At 53.9% G+C, this 25,207-nt stretch carries 23 protein-coding genes; 17 read left to right on the top strand and 6 right to left on the bottom strand.

The annotated features are described in order from the left end of the window. Window positions 1–426: 426 nt before the first annotated feature. Window positions 427–2,406: a biosynthetic arginine decarboxylase gene (speA, locus tag FD737_RS06590; RefSeq protein ID WP_072016983.1), complete on the bottom strand. Its 1,980-nt coding sequence runs from the start codon at window positions 2,404–2,406 to the stop codon at window positions 427–429. Window positions 2,407–3,210: 804 nt separating this feature from the next. Between speA and metK the strand changes: the two genes are divergently transcribed. The 8 genes from metK to ruvX all read left to right on the top strand — a co-directional run bounded on the left by metK (window position 3,211) and on the right by ruvX (window position 10,468). Next, window positions 3,211–4,362, top strand: coding sequence for a methionine adenosyltransferase (metK, locus tag FD737_RS06585; RefSeq protein ID WP_058959339.1), 1,152 nt, complete (start codon window positions 3,211–3,213; stop codon window positions 4,360–4,362). Between the two features lie 413 nt (window positions 4,363–4,775). Then, window positions 4,776–6,170 carry a sugar porter family MFS transporter gene (locus FD737_RS06580; protein ID WP_045814697.1) on the top strand — a complete coding sequence of 465 codons (1,395 nt, stop codon included), beginning with the start codon at window positions 4,776–4,778 and terminating at the stop codon, window positions 6,168–6,170. 96 nt (window positions 6,171–6,266) lie between these two features. Next, on the top strand, window positions 6,267–6,779 hold the full coding sequence (locus FD737_RS06575; RefSeq protein ID WP_160833050.1) for a SprT family zinc-dependent metalloprotease: 513 nt from the start codon (window positions 6,267–6,269) through the stop codon (window positions 6,777–6,779). A gap of 76 nt (window positions 6,780–6,855) precedes the next feature. Next, window positions 6,856–7,563 carry a deoxyribonuclease I gene (endA, locus tag FD737_RS06570; protein ID WP_034823262.1) on the top strand — a complete coding sequence of 236 codons (708 nt, stop codon included), beginning with the start codon at window positions 6,856–6,858 and terminating at the stop codon, window positions 7,561–7,563. A 74-nt stretch (window positions 7,564–7,637) separates the two neighbouring features. Further along, entirely contained in the window at window positions 7,638–8,369 is a 732-nt protein-coding gene (rsmE, locus tag FD737_RS06565; RefSeq protein WP_038644914.1) for a 16S rRNA (uracil(1498)-N(3))-methyltransferase, read from the top strand. A 92-nt stretch (window positions 8,370–8,461) separates the two neighbouring features. Then, window positions 8,462–9,406: a glutathione synthase gene (gene gshB, locus FD737_RS06560; RefSeq protein ID WP_034823266.1), complete on the top strand. Its 945-nt coding sequence runs from the start codon at window positions 8,462–8,464 to the stop codon at window positions 9,404–9,406. 82 nt (window positions 9,407–9,488) lie between these two features. Next, window positions 9,489–10,052, top strand: coding sequence for a YqgE/AlgH family protein (locus tag FD737_RS06555; RefSeq protein WP_160833049.1), 564 nt, complete (start codon window positions 9,489–9,491; stop codon window positions 10,050–10,052). Continuing rightward, a complete protein-coding gene (gene ruvX, locus FD737_RS06550; protein ID WP_160833048.1) occupies window positions 10,052–10,468 on the top strand; it encodes a Holliday junction resolvase RuvX in 417 nt (138 codons plus the stop codon). Before FD737_RS06555 ends, ruvX begins: the two co-directional genes overlap by 1 nt. Window positions 10,469–10,810: 342 nt before the next feature. Here ruvX and FD737_RS06545 read toward each other — a convergent pair whose 3' ends face one another. Continuing rightward, a complete protein-coding gene (locus FD737_RS06545) occupies window positions 10,811–11,803 on the bottom strand; it encodes a type IV pilus twitching motility protein PilT (RefSeq protein ID WP_160833047.1) in 993 nt (330 codons plus the stop codon). Between the two features lie 16 nt (window positions 11,804–11,819). Between FD737_RS06545 and FD737_RS06540 the strand changes: the two genes are divergently transcribed. The 4 genes from FD737_RS06540 to hemW are packed head-to-tail and all read left to right on the top strand — an operon-like array spanning window position 11,820 to window position 14,831. Beyond that, the gene (locus FD737_RS06540) at window positions 11,820–12,527 is read left to right on the top strand and encodes a YggS family pyridoxal phosphate-dependent enzyme (protein WP_160833046.1); all 708 of its coding nucleotides are present in this window, start codon (window positions 11,820–11,822) and stop codon (window positions 12,525–12,527) included. A 12-nt stretch (window positions 12,528–12,539) separates the two neighbouring features. Then, complete coding sequence (locus FD737_RS06535; RefSeq protein WP_034823271.1) at window positions 12,540–13,094, top strand: YggT family protein; 555 nt, start codon at window positions 12,540–12,542, stop codon at window positions 13,092–13,094. A 20-nt stretch (window positions 13,095–13,114) separates the two neighbouring features. After that, window positions 13,115–13,708 (top strand): XTP/dITP diphosphatase, encoded by a 594-nt coding sequence (locus FD737_RS06530; protein WP_160833045.1) that lies wholly within the window; start codon window positions 13,115–13,117, stop codon window positions 13,706–13,708. Then, a complete protein-coding gene (hemW, locus tag FD737_RS06525) occupies window positions 13,701–14,831 on the top strand; it encodes a radical SAM family heme chaperone HemW (RefSeq protein WP_034823273.1) in 1,131 nt (376 codons plus the stop codon). Before FD737_RS06530 ends, hemW begins: the two co-directional genes overlap by 8 nt. Before the next feature lie 51 nt (window positions 14,832–14,882). Here the strand turns inward: hemW and FD737_RS06520 are convergent, their stop codons facing one another. The 3 genes from FD737_RS06520 to trmB all read right to left on the bottom strand — a co-directional run bounded on the left by FD737_RS06520 (window position 14,883) and on the right by trmB (window position 16,905). Beyond that, entirely contained in the window at window positions 14,883–15,602 is a 720-nt protein-coding gene (locus tag FD737_RS06520) for a DUF2884 domain-containing protein (protein ID WP_160833044.1), read from the bottom strand. A 257-nt stretch (window positions 15,603–15,859) separates the two neighbouring features. Continuing rightward, window positions 15,860–16,186 carry a YggL family protein gene (locus tag FD737_RS06515; RefSeq protein WP_034823275.1) on the bottom strand — a complete coding sequence of 109 codons (327 nt, stop codon included), beginning with the start codon at window positions 16,184–16,186 and terminating at the stop codon, window positions 15,860–15,862. Then, entirely contained in the window at window positions 16,186–16,905 is a 720-nt protein-coding gene (trmB, locus tag FD737_RS06510; RefSeq protein ID WP_058959332.1) for a tRNA (guanosine(46)-N7)-methyltransferase TrmB, read from the bottom strand. Before trmB ends, FD737_RS06515 begins: the two co-directional genes overlap by 1 nt. 152 nt (window positions 16,906–17,057) lie before the next feature. Here trmB and mutY point away from each other — a divergent pair, with 152 nt between their 5' ends. From mutY to FD737_RS06490, 4 genes are all read left to right on the top strand, one after another. Next, window positions 17,058–18,143, top strand: a complete 1,086-nt coding sequence (mutY, locus tag FD737_RS06505) for an A/G-specific adenine glycosylase (RefSeq protein ID WP_160833043.1) — start codon at window positions 17,058–17,060, stop codon at window positions 18,141–18,143. Further along, window positions 18,143–18,415, top strand: coding sequence for an oxidative damage protection protein (locus FD737_RS06500; RefSeq protein ID WP_034823278.1), 273 nt, complete (start codon window positions 18,143–18,145; stop codon window positions 18,413–18,415). The genes mutY and FD737_RS06500 overlap by 1 nt, the downstream gene beginning before the upstream one ends. Before the next feature lie 53 nt (window positions 18,416–18,468). Next, the gene (gene mltC / locus FD737_RS06495; RefSeq protein WP_034823279.1) at window positions 18,469–19,548 is read left to right on the top strand and encodes a membrane-bound lytic murein transglycosylase MltC; all 1,080 of its coding nucleotides are present in this window, start codon (window positions 18,469–18,471) and stop codon (window positions 19,546–19,548) included. Between the two features lie 503 nt (window positions 19,549–20,051). Next, window positions 20,052–21,476, top strand: coding sequence for an amino acid permease (locus tag FD737_RS06490; RefSeq protein ID WP_160833042.1), 1,425 nt, complete (start codon window positions 20,052–20,054; stop codon window positions 21,474–21,476). A gap of 48 nt (window positions 21,477–21,524) precedes the next feature. On the opposite strand, the gene FD737_RS06485 is transcribed toward FD737_RS06490, so the two are convergent. After that, on the bottom strand, window positions 21,525–23,675 hold the full coding sequence (locus FD737_RS06485) for an ornithine decarboxylase (protein WP_034823280.1): 2,151 nt from the start codon (window positions 23,673–23,675) through the stop codon (window positions 21,525–21,527). 548 nt (window positions 23,676–24,223) lie between these two features. Between FD737_RS06485 and FD737_RS06480 the strand changes: the two genes are divergently transcribed. Further along, on the top strand, window positions 24,224–25,207 hold the full coding sequence (locus FD737_RS06480) for an MDR family oxidoreductase (protein WP_160833041.1): 984 nt from the start codon (window positions 24,224–24,226) through the stop codon (window positions 25,205–25,207).

The following is a 25,207-nucleotide window of genomic DNA, read 5'->3' as shown; positions in this document are numbered from 1 at the left end:
ATAAATTATTCTTAATTTGTCTGATAAAGATAATTACATCGCAAAATTCATTTTTTTCGTTCTGGAATACATGGTTCCAAAAGACGTCAAAAAATGTAGTTTCTTGATGGAACTATTCAATCCTTAATGTTTAAATTTTTATTATACATCGATAAGAAAACATAACAGATTACCTATCCAATCCTTACAAGATCAGTAACTAATGCAGGGATATTCGGGATTGAAGCGAAGCGGTTCTTTAGCTTTGTGAATAAAAATGAAGGGGATAGAAAACACGTATTTTAGGCGCGAGTTATAAATGGATGATTAACATTTATTGAGAGTGATCTTCATCACACTTCTAATAAAAGAATAGAGGAATAAGAAAATAGAATGGCAGGTAAATAAAAACGGGCCCTGTACAGGGCCCGCTATGCGTATTAACCGTTACTCATCTTCAAGATAGGTGTAACCATATAAGCCACTTTCAAACTCTTCAAGGAACTGTGCACGCAGCTCTTCGTCGATGTCTTTCTGCTGTGTCACCTGATCGCGGAACAGCGTCATCAAATCGTTAGGGTTCAGCTGCACATACTCCAGCATGTCTGCCACGGTATCGCCTTCATCTGACAATTGCACTTCAACGCTGCCATCCGGGAAAGCGAATACGTCAACCGCTTCGGTATCGCCAAACAGGTTGTGCATGTTGCCGAGGATTTCCTGATACGCGCCAACCATAAAGAAGCCCAGCATTGGCGGATTATCAATGTCGTACTCTGGCATCGGCATGGTGGTGGCAATACCGTCGCCATCTACGTAATGATCGATGGTGCCATCGGAGTCACAGGTAATGTCGAGTAACACCGCACGACGCTGAGGGATCTTGTTCAATCCTTCCAGCGGCAGCACCGGGAACAGCTGATCGATACCCCACGCATCCGGCATTGACTGGAACAGCGAGAAGTTGACGTAAATCTTATCCGCCATGCGCTCCTGCAGCTCATCAATGATAGGACGGTGCGCACGGTTGCTTGGATCCAGATGCTGCTGGATATAGTGACAGATGCTTAAATAAAGCTGCTCTGCCCAGGCGCGCTGGCCGAGATCGTAGGTGCCGGAAGAGTAACCGGTATGGATATCGAACAGATCCATCTGGCTATCGTGCAGCCATTCACGCAGCGAACGACGGACATTCGGCTCATGCATCTCCTGCCAGGTATCCCACAGGCTCTGAATCGGACGTGGTGAATCGACATCTGGCGCCACTGGCGTACTGAATTCGTTGCGCTCTACACCGATGATGTTGGAGACCAGCACGGTGTGGTGTGCGGTAACCGCACGACCGGATTCGGTGATGACGGTTGGATGCTCCAGGCCGTGCTCTTCACAAGCATCACCAATCGCCCAAATCACGTTGTTGGCATATTCGTTCAGGCCGTAGTTCACCGAGCAGTCAGACTGCGAACGCGTACCTTCATAATCCACGCCCAAACCGCCGCCGACATCGAAGCATTTGATGTTCACGCCGAGCTTCGCCAGCTCAACATAGAAGCGCGCCGACTCACGTACACCGGTGGCGATGTCGCGAATGTTGGACATCTGCGAACCAAGATGGAAATGCAGCAGTTGCAGGCTGTCGAGACGACCGGCTTTGCGCATGATATCCACCAGCTGCAACACCTGTGATGCCGCCAGACCGAACTTAGATTTCTCGCCACCGCTCGACTGCCATTTACCCGAGCCCTGTGAAGCCAGACGTGCGCGGATACCCAGACGCGGGATCACGTTCAGGCGCTCCGCCTCTTCCAGCACCAGGCGCACTTCGGTCATTTTCTCGATCACCAGGTAAACCTTGTGACCGAGTTTCTCGCCAATCAGCGCCAGACGAATGTACTCGCGGTCTTTATAGCCATTGCAGACAATCACTGAACGGGTTTTACCCGCGTGCGCGATCACCGCCATCAGCTCGGCTTTCGAACCGGCTTCCAGGCCCAGCGGTTCACCGGAGTTGACCAGTGATTCAATCACGCGCTTATGCTGGTTAACCTTAATTGGGTAAACCAGAAAGTAGTCACCCTTGTAGCCGTAGGATTCGCGCGCACGTTTAAAGGCGGCGTTAATTGAACGCAGGCGATGCTGTAAAATCTGCGGGAAGCAGAACAGCGCAGGCAGACGCTGGCCATCGGCTTCACGCTCTTTGACCAGTTTCGCCAGGTCAACGCGCACTTCCGGCTGATCCGGATCCGGACACACGCTGATGTGCCCCAGCTCGTTGACGTCATAATAGTTATTACCCCACCAGGCAATATTGTAGGTACGCAGCATTCTGCTCGCTTCCTGGTCGTTCATCGCCACCTCCTGCATGGAGCGGAGTACACCCTGTTCGCCAGCTGACGAACCCTTGATATTCTTCATGTCGTCAGACATCGCGAACCTCAATTTTCCGTTGAAATATGAAACAGTTGCCGGGTCTTGCTGTTGTGAGTCCGGGTAAACATTTCCCCATCCTGCTGAGCTCCGATTATCGGGTTGCCGTGCACGTTGCTGACTCTAAGTGTAAAACACCACGCTGTAGTCAGTAAAAAACGGGCCAAAAGCCAACGCTTTTCACCGCCTAAGACGAGTGAAACACAGCGACAGAAATGAGGGAATAGCTTAGCCGGCGCTCGTGTCGGGATAATTACCGCAACGTGCAAAACTTCGACGAGAGAAAAGAATAAGACTGGATTGGGAAAGGATTGCCAGTGCGCCCGTTGAGCGCAGTGAACCGAAAAGAAGAGAAGTGTGGTTCATTACTTTTATCACCTCCAACGCCTGCAAACAGCAAACGAGAAACGGCCTGGGTGAAAATCAGAGAATAGCTCTGACGGCGCGACGCGCGGTGGCGTCATCCTTTTGTACTGTGGTCGACAGCAGCGGCGTTTTATACAGTTTGCAGGGTGAAAAAGCAAAATCTTTGTCTGGGATCTGTGGAAGGTGTCAGGAATTTCTTCCATCTGCTCACTTGCGTAAACGTGCGGAATCAGAAAAAGCACTGGAAAAGTGCTCACTGTGTAACCTAGAATAGCCGTCCAGATGGTTTTCCATCTAAACTGGTTAACATCCAGGCGGTGTCGGCGATTACGCCAATACTCCCTACTGCTCGCGGCTTTGCCTGAAGGGGCGTCGAGTCGGCCTGGTCCACTTACGCTATGCAGTCGAATTCAAACCATTTGTAAGGTAAAGAACAGAATGGCTAAACACCTATTTACATCTGAGTCCGTATCAGAAGGACATCCTGATAAAATCGCTGACCAAATTTCCGATGCCGTGTTAGATGCGATCCTTGAACAGGATCCAAAAGCACGCGTGGCCTGCGAAACTTACGTTAAGACCGGTATGGTGCTGGTTGGCGGTGAAATCACCACCAGCGCATGGGTGGATATCGAAGAGATCACCCGTAATACCGTACGTGAAATCGGCTATGTCCATTCCGATATGGGCTTTGATGCGAACTCTTGCGCCGTACTGAGCGCGATTGGTAAGCAGTCTCCTGACATCAACCAGGGTGTTGACCGTACCGATCCGCTGGAACAGGGCGCGGGCGACCAGGGCCTGATGTTCGGCTACGCCACCAACGAAACCGACGTGCTGATGCCTGCTCCGGTAACCTACGCCCACCGTCTGGTGCAGCGTCAGGCTGAAGTGCGTAAAAGCGGCTCACTGCCGTGGTTGCGTCCGGATGCGAAAAGCCAGATCACTTTCCAGTACGATGGCGGCAAAATTGTCGGTATCGATGCGGTTGTCCTGTCGACTCAGCACGCTGAAGAAATTTCGACAGCCGATCTGCGTGAAGCGGTGATGGAAGAGATCATCAAGCCGGTACTGCCTGCAGAGTGGGTGAATGCCAGCACCAAATACCATATCAACCCAACCGGTCGCTTCGTGATCGGCGGCCCAATGGGCGACTGCGGTCTGACTGGTCGTAAAATCATCGTTGATACTTACGGCGGTATGGCGCGTCACGGTGGCGGTGCGTTCTCTGGTAAAGACCCGTCTAAAGTTGACCGTTCTGCTGCTTACGCTGCACGCTATGTCGCGAAAAATATCGTCGCGGCTGGTCTGGCTGACCGTTGCGAAATCCAGGTTTCTTACGCGATTGGCGTGGCTGAGCCAACCTCCATCATGGTGGAAACTTTCGGTACTGAGAAAGTCCCTACCGAGCAGTTGACCCTGCTGGTGCGCGAGTTCTTCGACCTGCGTCCTTACGGCCTGATTCAGATGATGGATCTGCTGAAACCTATCTACAAAGAGACCGCTGCTTACGGTCACTTTGGTCGCGAACACTTCCCGTGGGAGCAGACTGATAAAGCTGCTCAACTGCGCGAGGCTGCGGGCCTGTAATCTTACCGTCCTGCAAAAACGAGCCCGCTTATTGCGGGCTTTTTTATGCCCGCTAACCAGCCTGCACATTTTTTCCCGCCGTCTACACTTCATTTTCGATGTTTACAACAAAGTGTTAACGATTACATTTTGAAAACCTTTTGTAATCTGTCATTTAGAGAATTTTCAGCGTAGTTATTCGTATGAAAATGCGTTATTTTCAGCGTCGTCTGATAGCCGATATTTAGAGAGATGTCAGAAACTTAAAGGGTGCTATACCTTACTGGTTACGTAACTATTTCAGGCGGAAAATGCTGGATTGCAGGGTTTCAGCGTGTGTAACCGATTACACTGATGTGATCGTCCTCACTTTTTTCCGTCGGCAGGTTTCATAACATTGATAAAAACAATGATAGATAAACTTCGGAGGCATTATGCCTGGTAATACTCATAAGAGCAGAACGTCGAACAAGATGATGACCTTGTTTGTCTGCTTCTTAGCGGCTCTGGCCGGCCTGCTGTTTGGTCTGGATATCGGCGTTATCGCTGGTGCCCTGCCCTTCATCGCCAAAGATTTCAACGTGACTGCACATGAGCAAGAGTGGATTGTCAGCTCAATGATGTTCGGTGCGGCTGTGGGTGCGATTGGTAGCGGCTGGATGTCTTCACATCTCGGCCGTAAAAAGAGCCTGATGGCGGGTGCCATTCTGTTCGTGATCGGTTCACTGTGGTCAGCCATGGCGGTTAGCCCGGATATGCTGATTGCTGCACGTGTAGTACTCGGCCTGGCAGTAGGTGTCGCGTCTTACACTGCTCCTCTGTATCTTTCTGAAATCGCACCGGAAAAGATTCGTGGCAGCATGATTTCTCTGTATCAGCTGATGATCACCATCGGTATCCTGGGCGCGTATCTGTCTGACACTGCATTTAGTGACGCAGGCGCATGGCGCTGGATGCTGGGTATCATCACCATTCCGGCCGTGCTGCTGCTGGTAGGCGTATTCTTCCTGCCAAACAGTCCACGCTGGCTGGCGGCGAAAGGCGATTTCCGCAGTGCAGAACGCGTGCTGGCTCGTCTGCGTGATACCAGCGAACAAGCTAAACGTGAACTGGATGAGATTCGTGAAAGCCTGAAGATCAAACAGTCTGGCTGGCAGTTGTTCCAGAGCAACAGCAACTTCCGTCGCGCGGTGTTCCTGGGCGTGCTGTTGCAGGTAATGCAGCAGTTCACCGGTATGAACGTCATCATGTATTACGCGCCAAAAATCTTTGAGATTGCGGGCTTCGCCAATACTACTCAGCAGATGTGGGGCACAGTAATTGTTGGTCTGGTCAACGTACTGGCGACCTTTATTGCTATCGGTCTGGTGGATCGCTGGGGCCGTAAACCTACACTGGTGCTGGGCTTCATCGTGATGGCTGCCGGTATGGGCATCCTCGGCACCATGCTGCACATTGGCATCAACTCTGCTTCCGCACAGTACTTCGCTGTCGCCATGCTGCTGATGTTCATTGTTGGTTTTGCGATGTCTGCCGGCCCGTTGATCTGGGTACTGTGTTCAGAAATTCAGCCGCTGAAAGGCCGCGACTTCGGTATCACCGTGTCGACCGCAACCAACTGGATTGCCAACATGATTGTCGGTGCTACCTTCCTGACCATGTTGAATACGCTGGGTAACGCGCCGACCTTCTGGGTGTACGCAGGTCTGAACGTGTTCTTTATCCTGCTGACCGTGGCGCTGATTCCTGAGACCAAAAACGTCTCGCTGGAACACATCGAGCGCAACCTGATGAAAGGTAAAAAACTGCGCGATATCGGCCAGCAATAAGGTCGATAAGCGATACGAAGGGCTGCCGATTGGCGGCCCTTTTTTTGTGTGTTTCGTCAGGTGCGCATTTGTGCGTACCAGGTTATCCTGCCCGGCATGAAAACACCTCGCCTTCCCATCGCCCTACAACAAGCCGTGATGCGCTCGTTGCGTCACCATTTGCAGCTCGCCAATCAAAAGCTGGAGCGTCACTATGACGAGCCGAAGCTGGTGTATCAGCAGCGCGGCACCGCTGCCGGTACGGCCTGGCTGGAGAAATGGGAGATTCGCATCAACCCGGTGCTATTGCTGGAGAATCAGCAGGCATTTGTGGATGAGGTGGTGCCGCACGAACTGGCGCACCTGCTGGTATGGAAAACCTTTGGCCGCGTGCCGCCGCACGGCAAAGAGTGGAAGTGGATGATGGAGAGCGTGCTCGGCGTTCCCGCGCGTCGTACCCATCAGTTCGAAATCGCTTCGGTGCGCAGTAATACCTTCCCCTATCGCTGCCGCTGTCAGCAACATCAGCTCACCGTACGCCGCCACAATCGCGTGTTACGGGGGGAAAGTGAATACCGCTGCGTGCAATGCGGTACTTTGCTGCAACCTGGTGAATTTTCAGCAGGTTAATCCGTTTATCTGATTTCCCACCCTGCGCCATTCTGTTACCCTGCCGCCTTTTTACGCATCAGGTAATTTTTGGAATATGTCTCGCAAAACGCTGTTGTTACTCTCCTTATTAGTTGCCCCCATTAGCGCCTTCAGCCTCAGCATCACCCACTACAATCAAAACAACTTCCAGCAGGCCAAAGTGGTCGCCGCGCAGATCAATGCCGATGCCCCGGCAGAATTTTACTGCGGCTGTAAAATCAGCTGGCACGGCAAGAAAGGCGTGCCCGATCTCAGTAGCTGCGGCTACAGCGTGCGTAAAAATGCCAACCGCGCTGAACGTATTGAGTGGGAACATGTGATGCCCGCATGGGAGTTCGGCCATCAGCGCCAGTGCTGGCAAAATGGCGGCCGTAAAAACTGCAGTAAAGATGCCGATTACCGCCGCATTGAAAGCGACCTGCACAATCTGCAGCCGGCGATTGGTGAAGTGAATGGCGATCGCAATAACTTCCAGTACAGTCAGTGGAACGGCGGCGACGCGCAATATGGTCAATGCGCAATGAAAGTCGATTTCAAGCAGAAGCTGGCGCAGCCACCCGAGCGTGCGCGCGGTGCCATCGCCCGCACTTACTTCTACATGCGTGACCAGTATCAGTTGCGTCTGTCACGCCAGCAGACCCAGCTGTTCACCGCCTGGAACAAGCAATATCCGGTAAGCCAATGGGAGTGTGAACGCGACAACCGTATCGCGCAGGTGCAGGGAAATCACAATCCCTATGTACAACAGGCTTGCCAGCGCTAAAAGCGCTACCCTACACTAGCTTTTTTCCGATTGGGCCGTGTCCGAAGACACGGCATAACGCTGGCAGGAACCGCATGCGCATACCTCGCATTTATCATCCCGAACCTCTTGAAGTTAACAGTGAAGTCTTCCTCGACGAAGATGCCGCTAACCACGTCGGGCGCGTGCTGCGCATGACCGCCGGTCAACAAATTGAGCTGTTTGATGGCAGTAATCTGACTTTTAACGCCGAAATCACCCAGGCTGATAAAAAGCGTGTAAAAGTAAGGGTCCTTGCCAGTCAGCCTGATGACCGTGAATCTCCGCTCCATCTCCATCTTGGGCAGGTGATGTCGCGCGGCGAAAAGATGGAATTCACCATCCAGAAATCGATCGAACTCGGCGTGAACGTAATTACACCCTTGTTTTCGGAGCGCTGCGGCGTAAAGCTGGATGCTGAACGACTGGCGAAGAAGATTCAGCAATGGCAAAAAATTGCGATTGCCGCCTGTGAACAGTGCGGCCGTAATCGTGTGCCGGAAATCCGTGAAGCGATGACGCTGGAAGCCTGGTGTGCCGAGCAGGAAAGCGGTTTAAAGCTCAATTTGCACCCGCGCGCCAGCCACAGTATTAACACTCTGCCGCAGCCGGTTGAGCGTGTACGCCTGCTGATTGGTCCGGAAGGCGGCTTATCCGCAGACGAAATTGCCATGACCGCGCAGCAAGGTTTCACCGATATTTTGTTGGGCCCACGCGTGTTGCGTACAGAAACTACCGCACTGACGGCCATTACGGCACTTCAGGTGAGGTTTGGTGACCTGGGTTAAGGGATACTTTTAGGGTTTTAAAACTACGCACGTGAAAAGCCACAGCGCTGTCACGGAATGGGGCAATAAATTCCCCCTTTGAGGAGAGAATAATGATTAAGCTTGGCATCGTTATGGACCCAATTTCGTCCATCAACATTAAAAAAGACACCAGCTTCGCCATGTTGCTGGAAGCACAGCGCCGTGGTTACGAAATTCATTACATGGAGATGGGCGATCTCTCCCTGCGCGGCGGCGTCACTTACGCCCGCACGCGTCTGTTAAGCGTGGAGCAGAACTACGACAAATGGTACGAGTTCGGTAGCGAGCAGGTGATTCCACTGGCCGATCTCAACGTCGTGCTGATGCGTAAAGATCCGCCGTTTGATACTGAATTCATTTACGCGACCTACCTGCTGGAACGCGCGGAAGAGCAAGGCACGCTGATCGTCAACAAACCGCAGAGCCTGCGTGACTGCAACGAGAAGCTGTACACCGCCTGGTTCGCCGACCTGACGCCAGATACGCTGGTGACCCGCAACAAAGAGCAGTTGCGAGCCTTCTGGCAGGAGCACGGTGATGTGATCCTCAAGCCGCTGGACGGCATGGGCGGTGCCTCGATCTTCCGCGTGAAGCAGGACGACCCGAACTTTGGCGTCATCACCGAAACCCTGACCAACCACGGCCAGAACTTCTGCATGGCGCAAAACTATCTGCCAGCGATCAAAGAGGGCGATAAACGCGTGCTGGTGGTGGATGGCGAGCCGGTGCCTTACTGCCTGGCGCGTATCCCACAGGGTGGCGAAACCCGTGGAAACCTGGCAGCTGGTGGCCGCGGTGAAGCACGCCCGTTGAGTGACAGCGATTGGGAAATCGCCCGTCGCGTGGGTCCAACGCTGAAAGCTAAAGGGCTGATTTTTGTCGGTCTGGACATCATTGGTGATAAACTCACCGAAGTTAACGTAACCAGCCCAACCTGCGTGCGTGAAATCGAGGCTGCATTCCCGATCTCGATCACCGGCATGCTGATGGATGCCATTGAGAAACGCCTGGGCTGATGTCAACGGCGTGTAAGCGCCGTGAGAACCCAAAACCGACGTGGCTGCGGCCGCGCCGGTTATTTTTGGTATACGAGTGAGAATGAATTTACAGCACCATTTTTTGATTGCGATGCCGTCGCTGCAGGACCCGCTGTTCAAACGCTCGGTGGTGTATATCTGCGAGCACAATGAAGATGGCGCCATGGGCTTGATCGTGAATAAGCCGATGGATAACCTCACGGTCGAAGGCATTCTGAAGAAACTTAAAATCAGCCCATCAGAACGTGATCCTGCCATTAAGTTGGATAAGCCGGTATTCGCTGGCGGCCCGCTGGCGGAAGATCGCGGCTTTATCCTGCACTCTGCCCAGAAAATTTACTCTTCCAGCATTCGAATTTCTGACAATACCGTGATCACCACTTCGCGGGATGTGCTGGAAGCGATCGGCACCTCAGAACAGCCTGATAACGTGCTGGTGGCGTTAGGTTATTGCGCCTGGGAGAAAGATCAGCTGGAGAATGAGCTGCTGGAAAATGCCTGGCTGACCACGCCCGCCAATAGCAATATTCTGTTCCAGACGCCGATAGCCGAGCGCTGGCGCGAAGCTGCACGCAGCATGGGCATCGATATTCATAATATGACCAGCGATGCAGGGCACGCCTGATGGCCAGTGAAACTTTGCTGGGCTTCGATTTCGGCACCAAAAGCATCGGTGTGGCGGTCGGTCAACAGTTGACCGGCACCGCACGCGCTCTGACCGCGCTCAAAGCACAGGACGGCACGCCAGACTGGAAGCTGATCGAGAAGCTACTGAAAGAGTGGCAGCCTGATTACGTGGTGGTGGGCTTGCCGTTGAACATGGACGGCACCGAGCAGCCGTTAACCGATCGCGCCCGTAAGTTCGCCAATCGTATTCATGGCCGTTTCGGTGTGCGTGTTGAGCTGCAAGACGAGCGGTTAAGTACCGTGAAAGCGCGCGCCGACCTGTTCGAACGCGGTGGCTTCCGTGCATTGCAGAAAGGTCAGGTCGATTCGCAATCGGCGGTGATCATTCTGGAAGATTGGTTCGATACGCACTGATTGAAATCCAGGTGCGCGTGAATGCGCACCTGACAAATTGCGGCAACAGCTTGCGTGTTATTCGCTAGGCTATTGTGCTCTCGCCATTTACGGCAACCTGCAAACACGCCAATCAATTCTGCCACTTGTATTAACTCACAGGCGTGCAAATCATGCCCCGCCCTTTTGTAACGACTCGCAGGCATTAAAATCATCCCCACCTCTTTGTAACGACTCGCAGGCACTCAAATCATGCCCACTCCCTTGTATCGACTTGCAAGCATTCAAATCATGCCCCGCCCTTTAGTAGCAACTCGCAGGCACGCAAATCATGCCCGCCCTTTTGAATCGACTCGCAAATTCTCAAATCAATCCCGCCTGTTGTCGCGCCTGTTCGCTCTGCGCGAACGTCTGCATCCCTGACTGCGCGCCGGTTTGCAGCACGCCAGGCAGTTGATGCATCTTGCCCTCGCGGATTAAATTGGTCACCGCAGGCGTGGCCACCAACACCTCGAACAAGCCAATCCGTCCGCCGTTTTTCGCCGGCACTAAACGCTGCGCCAGCACCGCTTTCAAACTGCCCGCCAACTGGGTGCGCACCAGATTTTTCTCCTCGGCGGGAAACACATCCACCAGACGATCCACCGCTTGCGTGGCACCTCGCGTGTGCAACGTTGCCAGTACAAGATGCCCGGTCTCTGCCGCCGTCAGCGCCAGTCGAATGGTTTCGCTGTCACGTAGCTCGCCCAAAAGAATCACATCCGGGTCTTCGCGCAGAGCCGCTTTCAATCCATGCTGGAATGATGCCGCGTGCGTTCCCACTTCCCGCTGCTGAATCAACGAGCGCTGGCTGTGATGCACAAACTCAATCGGATCTTCCAGCGTAATAATATGGCGCGCCTGTTCGCGATTGAGGCTGTCCACCAGCGCGGCCAGCGTGGTGGATTTACCGCTGCCGGTGGCACCCGTGATTAAGATCAGCCCCTCCTCCAGCTGCAACAACTGCTGTACTGCGTCGGGCAGCTGCAATTGGTTGATATCGGGTGCCTGGCTGGCAATCAAGCGCAGCGCCAGCGATAAACCGTGGCGCTGCATAAACAGGTTGGCACGCAAACGCACGCCGCTTTCCAGGGTGATGGCAAAATCAACGTGCCCGCTCGCTTCCAGCTCATCCTGCTGCACGCCGCTGAGCCACTGTTGCAAAAAGGTTTCCAGCCAGTCGCCATCCAGTGCGGTTTGCTGTGGGATCGGCTCCAGCACGCCCTGTCGGCGCCAGTGCGGTAAATGTCCGCTGCAAAGGTGCAGATCGGCGGCGTTATGCTTTACACTAAGGGCCACAACTTCATCCAAATCCATTTAACTTCTCCTGACTATGACTTCCATTGAGCACAACCTACAGCAAGTGCGTGAGCGTATCGCCGCTGCCGCTGCACGCTGCGGCCGCGCGCCAGAAGAAATTACCCTGCTTGCAGTGAGCAAAACTAAACCTGCGAGCGCAGTCGCAGAAGCGATTGCTGCGGGTCAGCAGGCATTCGGTGAAAATTACGTACAGGAAGGGGTTGAAAAGGTGGCTGAGCTGGCCGCACATCCTGATCTGCAGTGGCACTTTATCGGGCCGCTGCAATCCAATAAAAGCCGCCTGGTGGCGGAGAATTTTGCCTGGTGTCACACCGTGGATCGTGAACGCATTGCACAACGCCTCAACGATCAGCGTCCGGAAGCGTTACCGCCGCTTAACGTGTTAATTCAGGTAAATATCAGTGACGAGAACAGCAAATCTGGCATCATGCTGGAGGCGATTCCGGCGCTGGCGGCGCAGATAGCCGCATTGCCACGTCTGCGTTTGCGCGGATTAATGGCAATCCCGGCGCCGGAGCCAGATTACGATCGGCAGTTCGCGGTATGTCAGCAGATGGCTGACGCGTTTAACGCTCTAAAACAGGATTACCCTGACGTCGATACGCTTTCTCTGGGAATGAGCGACGACATGGATGCGGCAATCGCCGCAGGCAGCACCATGGTGCGCATTGGCACCGCCGTATTTGGCGCGCGGGATTATGCGCGACCTTCACAACAATAATTGAGGAACCTCATGTTAACAATGACGTTTTTAGTCAAAACGCTGATCGACCTATACGTGATGGTATTGCTGCTGCGCATCTGGATGCAGTGGTCACGCTGTGATTTCTACAACCCGCTGTCACAGTTTGTGGTGAAGATTACACAGCCGATTATCAAGCCGCTGCGCCGCGTGCTGCCAGCGATAGGCCCGATTGACACAGCCTCGCTGGTGCTGGCCTTTGTGCTGACCACCCTGAAATATCCGGTGCTACTGTTAATTCAGGTTGGCGTGTTCTCCGTGGATCCCACCAATCTGTTAGTCGGCCTGTTGTCACTGGTGAAATCCGCCGGTTATCTGGTGTTCTGGGTGATCATCATTCGTTCGCTGATGAGCTGGATCAGCCAGGGACGTGGCCCGATTGATTACGTGTTGATTCAGCTGACTGAACCGCTGATGGCACCGATTCGCCGTATTCTGCCTGCGATGGGCGGCATCGATTTCTCTGCCATGATTGTGATTCTGGTGCTGTACGCGCTGAATTTCCTCGGCATGGACCTGTTCCCGGGTCTCTGGTATTTGCTGTAATTCGTTAATCTGGAACTGTTATGCAAAAAGTCGTACTCGCCACCGGTAATCCGGGCAAAGTTCGTGAACTGGCCGATCTGTTAGCGGCCTTCGGCCTCGATATCGTGGCACAAACCGAGCTGGGCGTTGAGTCAGCGGAAGAAACCGGTCTGACCTTTATTGAAAATGCCATTCTTAAGGCGCGTCATGCTGCGCAGATCACCGGTCTGCCAGCGATTGCCGATGACTCTGGTCTGGCGGTGGATGCGCTCGGCGGCGCGCCAGGCATCTACTCTGCGCGCTATGCCGGTGAAGACGCCAGCGATCAGCAAAATCTCGATAAGCTGCTGGTGGCGCTGGAAAACGTGCCGGAGGGCGAGCGTCAGGCGCAGTTCCACTGTGTGCTGGTTTATGTGCGTCATGCTGAAGATCCGACACCGCTGGTGTTCCACGGCAGCTGGGCGGGTGAAATCACCCGTGCAGCCGCAGGTGAAGGCGGCTTTGGTTACGACCCGATTTTCTATGTTCCTGAACTGGGCAAAACCGCAGCAGAGCTGAGTAAAGATGAAAAGCGTGCTGTTTCTCACCGTGGCAAAGCATTGACGCTGTTACTGGATGCGATGCGCAATGCCTGAGTTACCTCCGTTAAGCCTGTACATCCACATTCCGTGGTGTGTGCAGAAGTGTCCGTACTGTGATTTCAACTCCCACGCGTTAAAAGGCGAGGTGCCGCACATCGAGTATGTGCAGCACCTGCTCAGCGATCTTGAACAGGACCTGCCGCTAACCGCTGGCCGTGAAGTACGAACCATCTTCATTGGCGGCGGCACACCGAGCCTGCTCAGCAGCAACGCCATGCAAATGTTGATGGATGGCGTGCGTGCGCGCCTGCCGCTGGCGGCCGATGCAGAGGTCACCATGGAAGCCAATCCGGGCACCGTGGAAGCGGATCGCTTCAGCGGCTACCAGAAAGCCGGTATTAACCGTATTTCGATTGGCGTGCAGAGTTTTAGCCCGCAGAAGCTGGAGCGCTTAGGGCGCATTCACGGCCCTGATGAAGCGGTACGTGCCGCCCATCTCGCCGCCGGTCTTGGTCTGCGCAGCTTTAACCTCGATCTGATGCACGGCTTGCCCGATCAGTCACTGGAAGAGGCACTGGACGATTTGCGTCAGGCGATTGCGCTGAATCCGCCGCACCTGTCGTGGTATCAGCTGACCATCGAGCCGAACACGATGTTCAGCTCGCGTCCGCCGGTATTGCCGGATGACGATGCGCTGTGGGACATCTACGAGCAAGGTCATGAGTTGCTGAGTGCCGCCGGTTATCAGCAGTATGAAACCTCGGCCTATGCTAAGCCGGGTTATCGCTGTGAGCACAACCTCAACTACTGGCGCTTCGGTGATTACCTCGGTATCGGCTGTGGTGCCCACGGCAAGCTGACGCAGCCGGATGGCAGAATTGTGCGTACGGTGAAAACCCGTCATCCGCGCGGCTTTATGCAAGGTAATTACCTCGACAAGCAGCACGATGTGGAGAACGAAGACAAGCCGTTTGAGTTCTTTATGAACCGCTTCCGTCTGCTGGAAGCCGCACCGCGTGCAGATTTCAGCCGCTATACCGGGCTGGATGAACAAGTAATTCGTGCACAGATGGATGCAGCGATCGAGGCAGGTTACGTGGTGGAAACCGCAGAGCAGTGGCAGATAACCGAAAAAGGGAAGTTGTTCCTGAATTCGCTGCTTGAACTGTTTATGTAGTCCAAACAGTCATATAACCCAGCGGCACGCTATTTCGTCCCGCTGGTTTTTTTAACCTTTAACGCCCTGCACTAACGCTTTGCGCTGCCCTTCCAGATCCGTCACGCGATTACACACCTCATGACCGAAGTTCTGAAAGTCCTTTTCCTGCTTATTCCATTCCGCCTGAACCGCCTGCTGCAGACCGCCGAGGTTGCCCATGATCGCCTGCAGTGGATTACTGCCGCTGGCGGCCTGGCTGCTGCCCATCTCGTTCAGACTATCCTGCATAATACCGCCCAGCGTGCTCTGCACCAGCTTTTCGCCTTCAGCGCGCACCTGGTCAATCGCCTGATGGTGGAAGGTCAAACCATCCGGACGATGCTCAATGATACGGTTCATCTGCTGCTTCAGCTGACCATCCAGCCTGGTCAGGCGATTGCGCACGTTGCTGTTGGCACCGAGCTTTTCCACAATCACTTTATCCAGCGCCACACGGCTGCGTTCCAGACGCGTCGAGGCCCCGTTATCCACCCACGGCAAGTCCCGACGTAACGCATTCTGATAGTCGATGGCTTTCTGTCGCGTGGCGTTATCCACGTTGGCTTTCTGCCCGTTAAAGGTCACATCGCCCTGCGGTGAGATTTCAAGATTACCGTTGGTGCCGACCACCTGCACGCTCTGCGGTTTGATGATCACATCATCCTGAGGATTAACGCTGCACTGATAATCAGCCTGCGCCTGTGTCGCTGCGGCCAGCAGCAGTGCGGTAAGAAGCGCCTTACGAACCATGAAATCTCCCTAAAATGAAAAGCCGCCCACGCCTTTGCAGTTAGTACAAGTCAGGCGTAAGCGGCGCAGCGAATTTGGTGGCGGTCAGCGCACAATAATCGGAGCGCGCCTGAGTACATAAGATGACTCACGTTGCTCGCCCCTTTCGGAGCCGCCCTTTGGGCGTACAAGTCGCTTTCGCAACTTGTGAGCGCACTGCCCGGCGCCAAAAGCGCAAGTGAGCTAGCCTGAAGCGATATCTCAGGCCAGTAGAGTACTTAGTCCCACCAGACGTCAAAGAGTTCAGTCACCTGAACATCTGACAGCTCGCGTTTCTCCAGCCATTTACGCACCAGCTCACGGTGCTCATCGGTGCACTTACCGGTTTCCTGCAGGCAAACCAGACCTTCCCACACCAGATAACCGCTGCCGTCATACGCCAGGCCATTGGGATCAATCACTTCAGTAATAAACTGATCCAGCGTGGCATCAATCTGCTCCTCGGTGGTGCCTTCGGCAAAACGCCAGGCAACAGAGAAACCTAACTCCTGAAACTCATCGATATGCAGTTTTTTACGTAAACGACGGCTACGCTGTACGGCCATTATTTAATCCTCTCAAACATCAGATCCCAAACGCCATGGCCCAGTCGCTGCCCGCGCTGCTCAAATTTCGTTAACGGACGCGTTTCCGGACGCGGCACGTAATCATTAGCTTCTGACAGGTTCTTATACCCATCCACGCTGTTCATGATTTCCAGCATGTGTGTCGCGTAATCTTCCCAGTCGGTGGCCATATGGAACACACCGCCCAGCTTCAGCTTACGCATCACCAGCTCGGCAAAAGGTACCTGCACAATGCGACGTTTATTGTGGCGCGCTTTATGCCATGGGTCCGGGAAGAACAGCTGAACCATGCGCAGTGAGTTATCCGGAATCATCTGCTGCAACACTTCTACTGCGTCGTGACACATCACACGCAGGTTTTCCACGCCTGCCTCTTTGGCAGAAGCCAGACAGGCTCCCACGCCCGGCGCATGCACTTCAAGACCGAGGAAGTTCTGGTGAGGATTATTTTGCGCCATGGTCACCAGTGAGGCGCCCATGCCAAAACCGATTTCCAGCACCACTGGCGCTTCACGGCCAAACAGTGCTGCCAAATCCAGCGGTTCCTGCTGGAACTCGACGCCCATCTCCGGCCAGTAATTATCGAGCGCGAGCTGCTGTCCTTTCGTTAAGCGCCCCTGGCGGCGCACAAAACTGCGGATACGGCGTAATGGCCGCCCGTTCTCATCAAATTCCGGGGTGATGACGTCATTAATCATGTTGAAGCCTGCTGGTTAGCCTTTCTGGGAAACGGGCATTATGCAAAGTTAGATAGCAGAAGCAAGCCTTTGCAATCTTCCGGTTTACACCCCGATGTCTCTGTGCTGGAATTCCTGCCTGATTGTAGAGCAAACACGGAATATTTCCTCAAATGATGCAAGCGCCGCAGTTCGCGCAACAGGTGCTGGAGTGGTATCAGCGCTTCGGCCGCAAAACCCTGCCGTGGCAGCAGGAGAAGACACCTTATAAAGTGTGGCTCTCCGAAGTGATGCTGCAGCAGACGCAAGTTGCCACCGTTATCCCTTACTTTGAACGCTTTATGGCGCGCTTCCCGACGATTGCCGATCTGGCCGCTGCACCGCTGGACGAAGTACTGCATCTGTGGACCGGACTCGGCTACTACGCCCGTGCGCGCAACCTGCATAAAGCGGCGAAGCAGGTGGTGGATAAGCACGGTGGCGAGTTCCCGCGCAATTTCGATGATGTGGCCGCGCTGCCCGGCGTTGGGCGTTCGACGGCGGGTGCTGTGCTATCCCTGTCACTGGGCCTGCATTTCCCGATTCTGGATGGCAACGTCAAGCGCGTGCTGGCCCGGTGTTATGCTGTCGGTGGTTGGCCGGGCAAAAAAGACGTTGAGAAACGTTTATGGCAGATTAGCGAAGAAGTGACACCTGCCGAAGGCGTAAGCCAGTTTAATCAGGCAATGATGGATCTCGGCGCATTAGTGTGTACTCGCTCACGTCCTAAGTGTGAGATTTGCCCGGTCAGCAACGGTTGTATCGCGTATGCCAACAATAGTTGGGCCGAATATCCGGGTAAGAAACCCAAAGTGACGATTCCAGAGCGCACCGGCTGGTTCCTGATGATTCAGCACGGCGACGACGTATTCCTGGAGCAACGTCCGCCGGTGGGATTATGGGGCGGTTTGTTCTGCTTCCCACAGTTCACCAGTGAGCAAGCGCTAACTGACTGGCTGGCCGAACGCGGCATTCACGCCAAACCACAGCAGCTGACGGCTTTTCGTCATACCTTTAGTCATTTCCACTTAGACATTGTGCCTATGTGGCTGGCGTGGCCTTCTGCCGGGTCGCTGATGGATGAAGCGAGCGGTCTCTGGTATAACTTAGCGCAACCACCGTCAGTGGGTTTGGCAGCGCCCGTAGAGCGTTTACTGCACGAATTGCGCCATCCCCAGCAACTGGCACTGCACACGCGCGTGATCCAAGAGGAAGAGTAATGAGCCGCACCATTTTTTGTACGTTTCTGCAACGCGACGCTGAAGGGCAGGATTTCCAGCTCTATCCAGGCGAGATCGGTAAGCGCATCTACAATGAGATTTCCAAAGAAGCCTGGCAGCAGTGGATGTCCAAGCAGACCATGTTGATCAACGAGAAAAAGCTCAACATGATGAACCCGGAAGATCGCAAAGTGCTGGAAAAGGAGATGATCAATTTCCTGTTCGAAGGCAAAGATGTGCACATCGAAGGTTTCACCCCGCCAGAAAAATAATCGTTCAGGGCCTCCCTTTGAGGCCCTCTTTTTGAATCAGGCACGCATTTACAATGAATAAAAAACTGATAGCGCTGTTAGTGATTGCTCCACTTTTGGTTTCCTGCTCCGGACAAAAAAAATCGCAGTATCACGAAGAGTGGGTTAAGGACACCAACGGTTTCGACATCCTGATGGGGCAGTTTGCCGCCAACATTGAAAATATTTGGGGTATCAATGAGGTTCTGATCGCCGGACCGAAGGATTACGTCAAATATAGCGACAGCTATTACACCCGCAGTCACATCAACTTCGACAGCGGTAGCATCACCATTGAGACCATTGCCGGTACCGATCCGATGGCCAGCCTGCGCCAGGCGATCATCACCACGCTGTTGATTGGTGACGATCCGGGTAATGTCGATCTCTACTCCGATGCCAACGATATTCAGATCAGTAAAGAGCCGCTGCTTTACGGCCAGGTGCTGGATAACACCGGTCAGCCGATTCGCTGGCAGGGCCGCGCCGCCAGCTTTGCCGATTATCTGATTCAGAACAAACTGCAAAAACGTACCTCTGGCCTGCACGTCATCTGGTCAGTCACCATTCCGATGGTGCCAAACCACCTCGACAAACGTGCGCACAAATATCTGCCGCTGGTGCGTAAAGCCGCTGAAGAGTACGGCGTGGATGCATCACTGATTCTGGCGATTATGCAGACCGAATCGAGCTTCAACCCCTATGCGGTCAGCAACTCCGATGCGCTGGGCTTGATGCAGGTGGTTCAGCACACCGCTGGCGTGGACGTGTTCCGCATGAAGGGCAAATGGGGTAAACCGAGCCGCAGCTATCTGCTCGATCCGGCCAATAACATTGATGCGGGAACGGCCTATCTGTCGCTGTTGCAGAAGAGTTATTTAGGCGGGATTCAGGATCCAGTGTCACGCCGTTATGCGGTAATTACCGCCTACAACGGCGGCGCGGGTAGCGTACTGCGCGTGTTCTCCAGCGATAAAGACCGTGCCTTCGCCAAGATTAACGACATGTCGCCAAATGATGTGTATCAAACGCTGACCACCAGCCACCCATCGGGCGAATCACGTCGCTATCTGTACAAGGTGAATCAGGCACAGCGTAGTTATCATCGGTATTAATCATCAACTGATGAGTTAATGCATTAGTTATTTTAGGGGCAGACAGAGAGAAAAACATTGACTCTGACTGCCTCTTTTTTAATTACCCTTGCCGATATAAACCTCGTCGATAAATTTCGCCTGACCTCACAAAAATAAGAAATCAATATGGTGAAACTTCGCCCATCGCAACGTGTTGTTTTTACAACCACACGCACGACCTGCCTAACATTTATATTCTATATTCTTTCGTTTTCTTCCCATCTCACATTCCCGCCCTGATTGACCCTTTTTTCAATAAGGTGCAATGATTATTTCACGTCTCCACAGATAAATTAACAACGGCCTATATCGCTCTATAAATAATTCCTGGCATTGATTTAAATAATTAAAAAATCGATGAAGATCACACTTCATCGCGGAAAATAACATCGTATCGGGCATATCAACATTATTTCATCAACACGGATGCTTGCATCCCGTGGGATATCCAATGTCATGCCTGAATTGCTAAGAGGAAATGTATGAGCCATTCACCCGCAAAACAGGACTCGTTAGGCGACGGCCTTTCAGATCGACAGGTTGGTATGATCTCCATTGCTGGCATTATTGGTGCCGGGTTATTTGTCGGCTCCGCGAATGCCATCGCCACGGCGGGCCCGGCCGTGTTGCTCTCCTACGCGATGACCGGTGTGCTGGTACTGCTGGTGATGCGCATGCTGGGGGAAATGGCCGTGCTGCAACCTGATTCGGGATCCTTTTCCACCTACGCGGCGAAAGCCATTGGTCCATGGGCCGGTTTCACTATCGGCTGGCTATATTGGTGGTTTTGGGTGTTACTGATTCCGGTTGAAGCGATTGCCGGAGCCGATATTCTGCATGCTTATTTCCCTTCCATTGCCTCGTGGCAATTTACCACTGCGATTATCCTGTTGCTCACTGTCACTAATCTTTTTAGCGTTAAAAACTTTGGCGCCTTTGAGTTCTGGTTCGCCATCATCAAAGTGGTAGCGATTATTGGATTTATTGGCATCGGGATTGTGGCGATTTCCGGATACTGGCCGCTGGCAAATGTCAGTGGTGTGGCACATTTATATAACAGTATTGGCTTTATGCCGCACGGTTTTGGCGCAGTATTAACCGGTATTTTACTGACCATTTTTTCATTCTTTGGCGCGGAGGTGGTCACCATTGCCGCCGTGGAATCTAAAGACCCTGGTAAAAAAATCAGCCGTGCGATTAATCTGGTGGTTTACCGCATCGCATTATTTTATTTGCTGTCTATTTTCCTCGTGGTGTCGCTGGTGGCATGGAATGATCCGCAGCTGTTAGCCCAGGGAACATTCCAGTATGTGTTGTCCACCCTGAACTTCCCCGGTGCCAAACTGGTGGTGGATTTGGTGGTGCTGATTGCTGTGTGCAGCTGCATGAACTCCGGGTTATATACCGCTTCACGCATGCTCTATTCTCTGGGTAAACGCGGTAATGCCCCGGCCTCTTGTGCCACGGTATCCAACGGCGGCGTGCCACGTGTGGCGGTATTGGGTTCCACGCTGGCGGGCTTTGTCGCCTGTATTGCCAACTACGCTTTTCCGGGCGAGGTGTTTGCCTTTCTGATCTCCACCACTGGTGCGATCGCGTTAATTGTCTATCTGGTGATTGCCGTTTCACAGCTAAGAATGCGTACGGCGATGGAAAAACAGGGCATCACGCCTGATTTTAAAATGTGGTTGTTCCCGTGGCTGACCTGGCTGAGCATTTTGATGATTGTCAGTGTGCTGGGCTATATGTTCTATCTGCCACAGTATCGCTACGAGAGTCTGATGACGCTGATGGTGACGTTTATGGTGCTGTGCGTCGGTGTTTACATTACCGGTAAACGCCGCAAGCAGGCGACATACCGCACAGGAAGGCTGGCTAAAGAGAAAATTCAGGTGGTTCGTCACTGATAAGGTGCTGACGGCGTGCGGTGATTGCACCGCACGCCGTCGGGCAGGTTAGCGCACCATCATATTCGCCACTAAGTGTTTACGTCCGCTGTCATCTTCCTCGGTGTAAACCCCTTGCAGCTCCGGTGAGAAGCCCGGCAACAAGTTGATGCCCTCTTCCAGCGCGAGGAAGTAACGCTGCACCGCGCCACCCCACACTTCGCCTGGCACCACGCACAGCACGCCTGGTGGATAAGGCAATGCGCCTTCGGCAGCAATGCGCCCTTCAGCTTGTGCAATTGCCACCAGCTCTACTTCACCACGGATGTAAGCCTGATGCGCATCCTGTGGATTCACTTCGACTTTCGGGAAGCAGGCCTCGCGGAACATCGCTTTCTGCAGATCTTTCACATCGTAGCTGACGTAGAGATCGTGCATCTCCTGACACAGGCGGCGCAGCGTGTAGCCTTTATAGCGCTCGATGTTTTTGCGATAGACGCTCGGCAGCACTTCAGCCAGCAGCGCATCCTCTTTCACATGGTGTTCAAACTGCTCCAGCATCGCCACCAGATGCGCCATCTTCTCCGGGTTCTCCGCTGGCGTCAGCAGGAACAGGATGGAGTTGAGATCGCACTTCTCCGGCACAATGCCGTTCTCGCGCAGGTAGTTCGCCAGAATAGTCGCCGGAATACCGAAGCTGGTGTATTCACCGCTGGCGGCATCAATGCCTGGCGTGGTCAGCAGCAGCTTGCAGGGATCGACCAGATACTGCTCGCTGGCGTAACCCTCAAAGCCGTGCCATTTCTCGCCTGGCGCCAGGCTGAAGTAAGCTGGATCGGCGGCGATAACCTCGGTTTCCGCCGACTGCCACAGCTTGCCGTGCACCTTCTCCGGCAGGAACGGCTGAATCATCTCGCAGCGTTCCAGAATCGCTTTACGTGCATCAATGCCGATGGTGACGCATTCGTGCCACATGCTGCGCCCGGCTTCGCCTTTGTGCATGCGCGCATTGATATCCAGCGCGGCAAACAGCGGATAGAACGGGCTGGTTGAGGCGTGCAGCATAAAAGCGTTGTTGAGACGCTTATGTGGACAGAAGCGCTTCTGACCACGGATGTGGTTGTCTTTCTTGTGAATCTGCGAGGTTTGCGAGAAGCCCGCCAGCTGCTTATGCACCGACTGAGTAACGAAAATGCCGGGATCGTTCTCGTTCAGCTCCAGCGTCAGCGGCGAGCAGCCTTCCATCAGCGGGATAAATTGCTCGTAGCCCAGCCACGCAGAATCAAACAGGATGTAGTCGCACAGATGGCCGATGCGATCCACCACCTGACGCGCGTTGTAGACGGTGCCGTCATAGGTGCCAAGTTGGATGATCGCCAGACGGAACGGACGCTGATCTTTGGCGCGATGTGGCGCGACTTTCTGCACCTGTTCGCGCAGGTAGGCTTCATCAAAGCAGTGCGCATCAATGCCGCCGATAAAGCCGAACGGATTACGTGCCGCTTCCAGATACACCGGCGTAGCGCCCGCCTGAATCAGCGCACCGTGATGGTTGGATTTATGGTTGTTGCGGTCAAACAGCACCAGATCGCCGCGCGTCAGCATGGCGTTGGTCACCACTTTGTTGGCGCTGGAGGTGCCGTTCAGCACGAAATAGGTTTTATCGGCGTTAAACACTTTCGCTGCGTACTTCTGTGCATGCTTGGCCGAACCTTCATGGATCAGCAGGTCGCCCAACTTGACGTCGGCGTTGCACATGTCGGAACGAAACACGTTCTCCCCATAGAATTCATAGAACTGACGCCCGGCCGGATGCTTACGGAAAAACGCCCCGCCCTGATGGCCCGGACAGGCAAAGGTGCTGTTCTGCATATCAACATAGCGCGTCAGGGTATCGAAGAACGGCGGCAGCAGGTCAGACTCATACGCCTGCGCGGCTTCTTCCAGCGCTTCCCACTCTTCCGGTGCACCGTTGATTTCCCCGGTCACGCCCGGCAGCTTCAGCACTTCTTCATCGAACGCGTTGGCGACAAACACCGGCAGATTAAAGCCGGTCTGGCGCAACAGCGTTAACACGCCACTGCGTGTATCCGCCAGTGAGACGACCACCGCCGCCACATCGGTAAAATCAGTATTGTCGAGCGTCACCACATCACGCGCGGTGTTCAGGCTCAGGCTTGGCGCTACCGCAACGCTGGCAGCGATTTTCAATGGATTCATAACACAAATCCCCGTAATGAAGGATGAGTGGGTGCCAGTGGCACAGCAATGAGGAAAATTCCCCGGCGAATAACGTCTTCGGGCGGATCAACCGCCGCAACCGATAGACATCAGTAAAGTCAGATCGCGTCTGTCTTTAGTCATGTCCAACAGCATAGCGCGTTAAGCTGGCCTCACCGCATGGTGAGCGAGAATTGCGAACAACAGATGACGGAGGGCCGCTTATCGTAAAGCGAACGGAGACAAGTGCAAAAGCGCATTGTACCGAGCATGGCGGCGTCCTCAGGGTGGATGGAATCAGTGGAAAACTGCGGCGCAATGATGGCATCTTTTTTTTACTGGAACAACCCGTTGCAACGAGATTGATACGCATAAGCAACATTCAGCAACCATCTGATTAATAAGTGAATATCAAATCAACCCATGATAAAAACGCTTAAATATCTTTATGTTATGCGAATTTATGCAAGGTGTGTCCGCCTTCGTGTTGCTCCCTGTTTCCAGAGGAGTAATATGGCCCGCACTTTCCTCAATCAGCCGGAGGCTGCATGTTTAAGGCATTAGTCATTGAAAATGATGAGCAGGGATACCGCACTTCCCTGCAGGATCTGTCAGAACAACAGTTGCCCGATCAGGATGTCACCCTCGAAGTCAGCTACTCCACCCTCAACTACAAAGACGCGCTCGCCATCTGCAATAAAGGGCCGATTGTGCGTCAGTTCCCGATGGTGCCGGGTATCGATTTTGTCGGTCGGGTGATCAGCAGCCGCCATCCAGAGTGGCAGCAGGACGATGTGGCACTGCTCACCGGTTGGGGTGTGGGTGAAAAGCATTGGGGCGGACTGGCGCAGAAGGCCAGCGTTTCTGGTGACTGGCTGGTGAAAGTGCCTGCGGCTTTAAGCCCGTTGCAGACCATGGCGATTGGTACCGCCGGTTTCACTGCGATGCTGTGCGTGCTGGCACTGGAAAAACAGGGCATCACGCCGCAGCAGGGTCCGGTGCTGGTGACGGGTGCCAGCGGCGGCGTCGGCAGTTTCAGCGTCAGTTTGCTGGCCCGTTTAGGGTATGACGTGGTGGCCTCCAGCGGACGCGCCAGTGACAGCGATTACCTGATCAACACCCTCGGCGCCTCCTCGATTATCGATCGCGCTGAACTGAGTGCGCCCGGCAAACCCCTGGCGAAAGATCGCTGGGCTGCGGCGATTGATAGCGTCGGCAGCCATACGCTGGCCAACGTGCTGGCGGGCATCAAGCGCGATGGCGTGGTGGCTGCGTGCGGCATGGCGCAAGGCCTGGATCTGCCTACCAGCGTGGCACCGTTTATCCTGCGCGGCGTAGTGTTAGCCGGAGTGGATAGCGTGATGTGCGCTAAGCCGTTGCGTGAGCAAGCGTGGCAGCGTCTGGCTGAACTGGTGGATGGCGCACTGCTGGAGCAGTTGACCAAAGTCATTCCGCTGAGTGAAGCGCGTGAAGGTGCCGAGGCATTGCTGGCGGGTGAGGTCCGTGGGCGTTTGATCGTGGATTGCCGCTAA

It is taken from the genome of Pantoea sp. Seng (genome assembly GCF_009829935.1).
Lineage (GTDB): Bacteria > Pseudomonadota > Gammaproteobacteria > Enterobacterales > Enterobacteriaceae > Pantoea > Pantoea communis.
The sequence above is the reverse complement of the archived record's forward strand: the minus strand, read 5'-3'. Positions and strand labels throughout refer to the sequence as shown.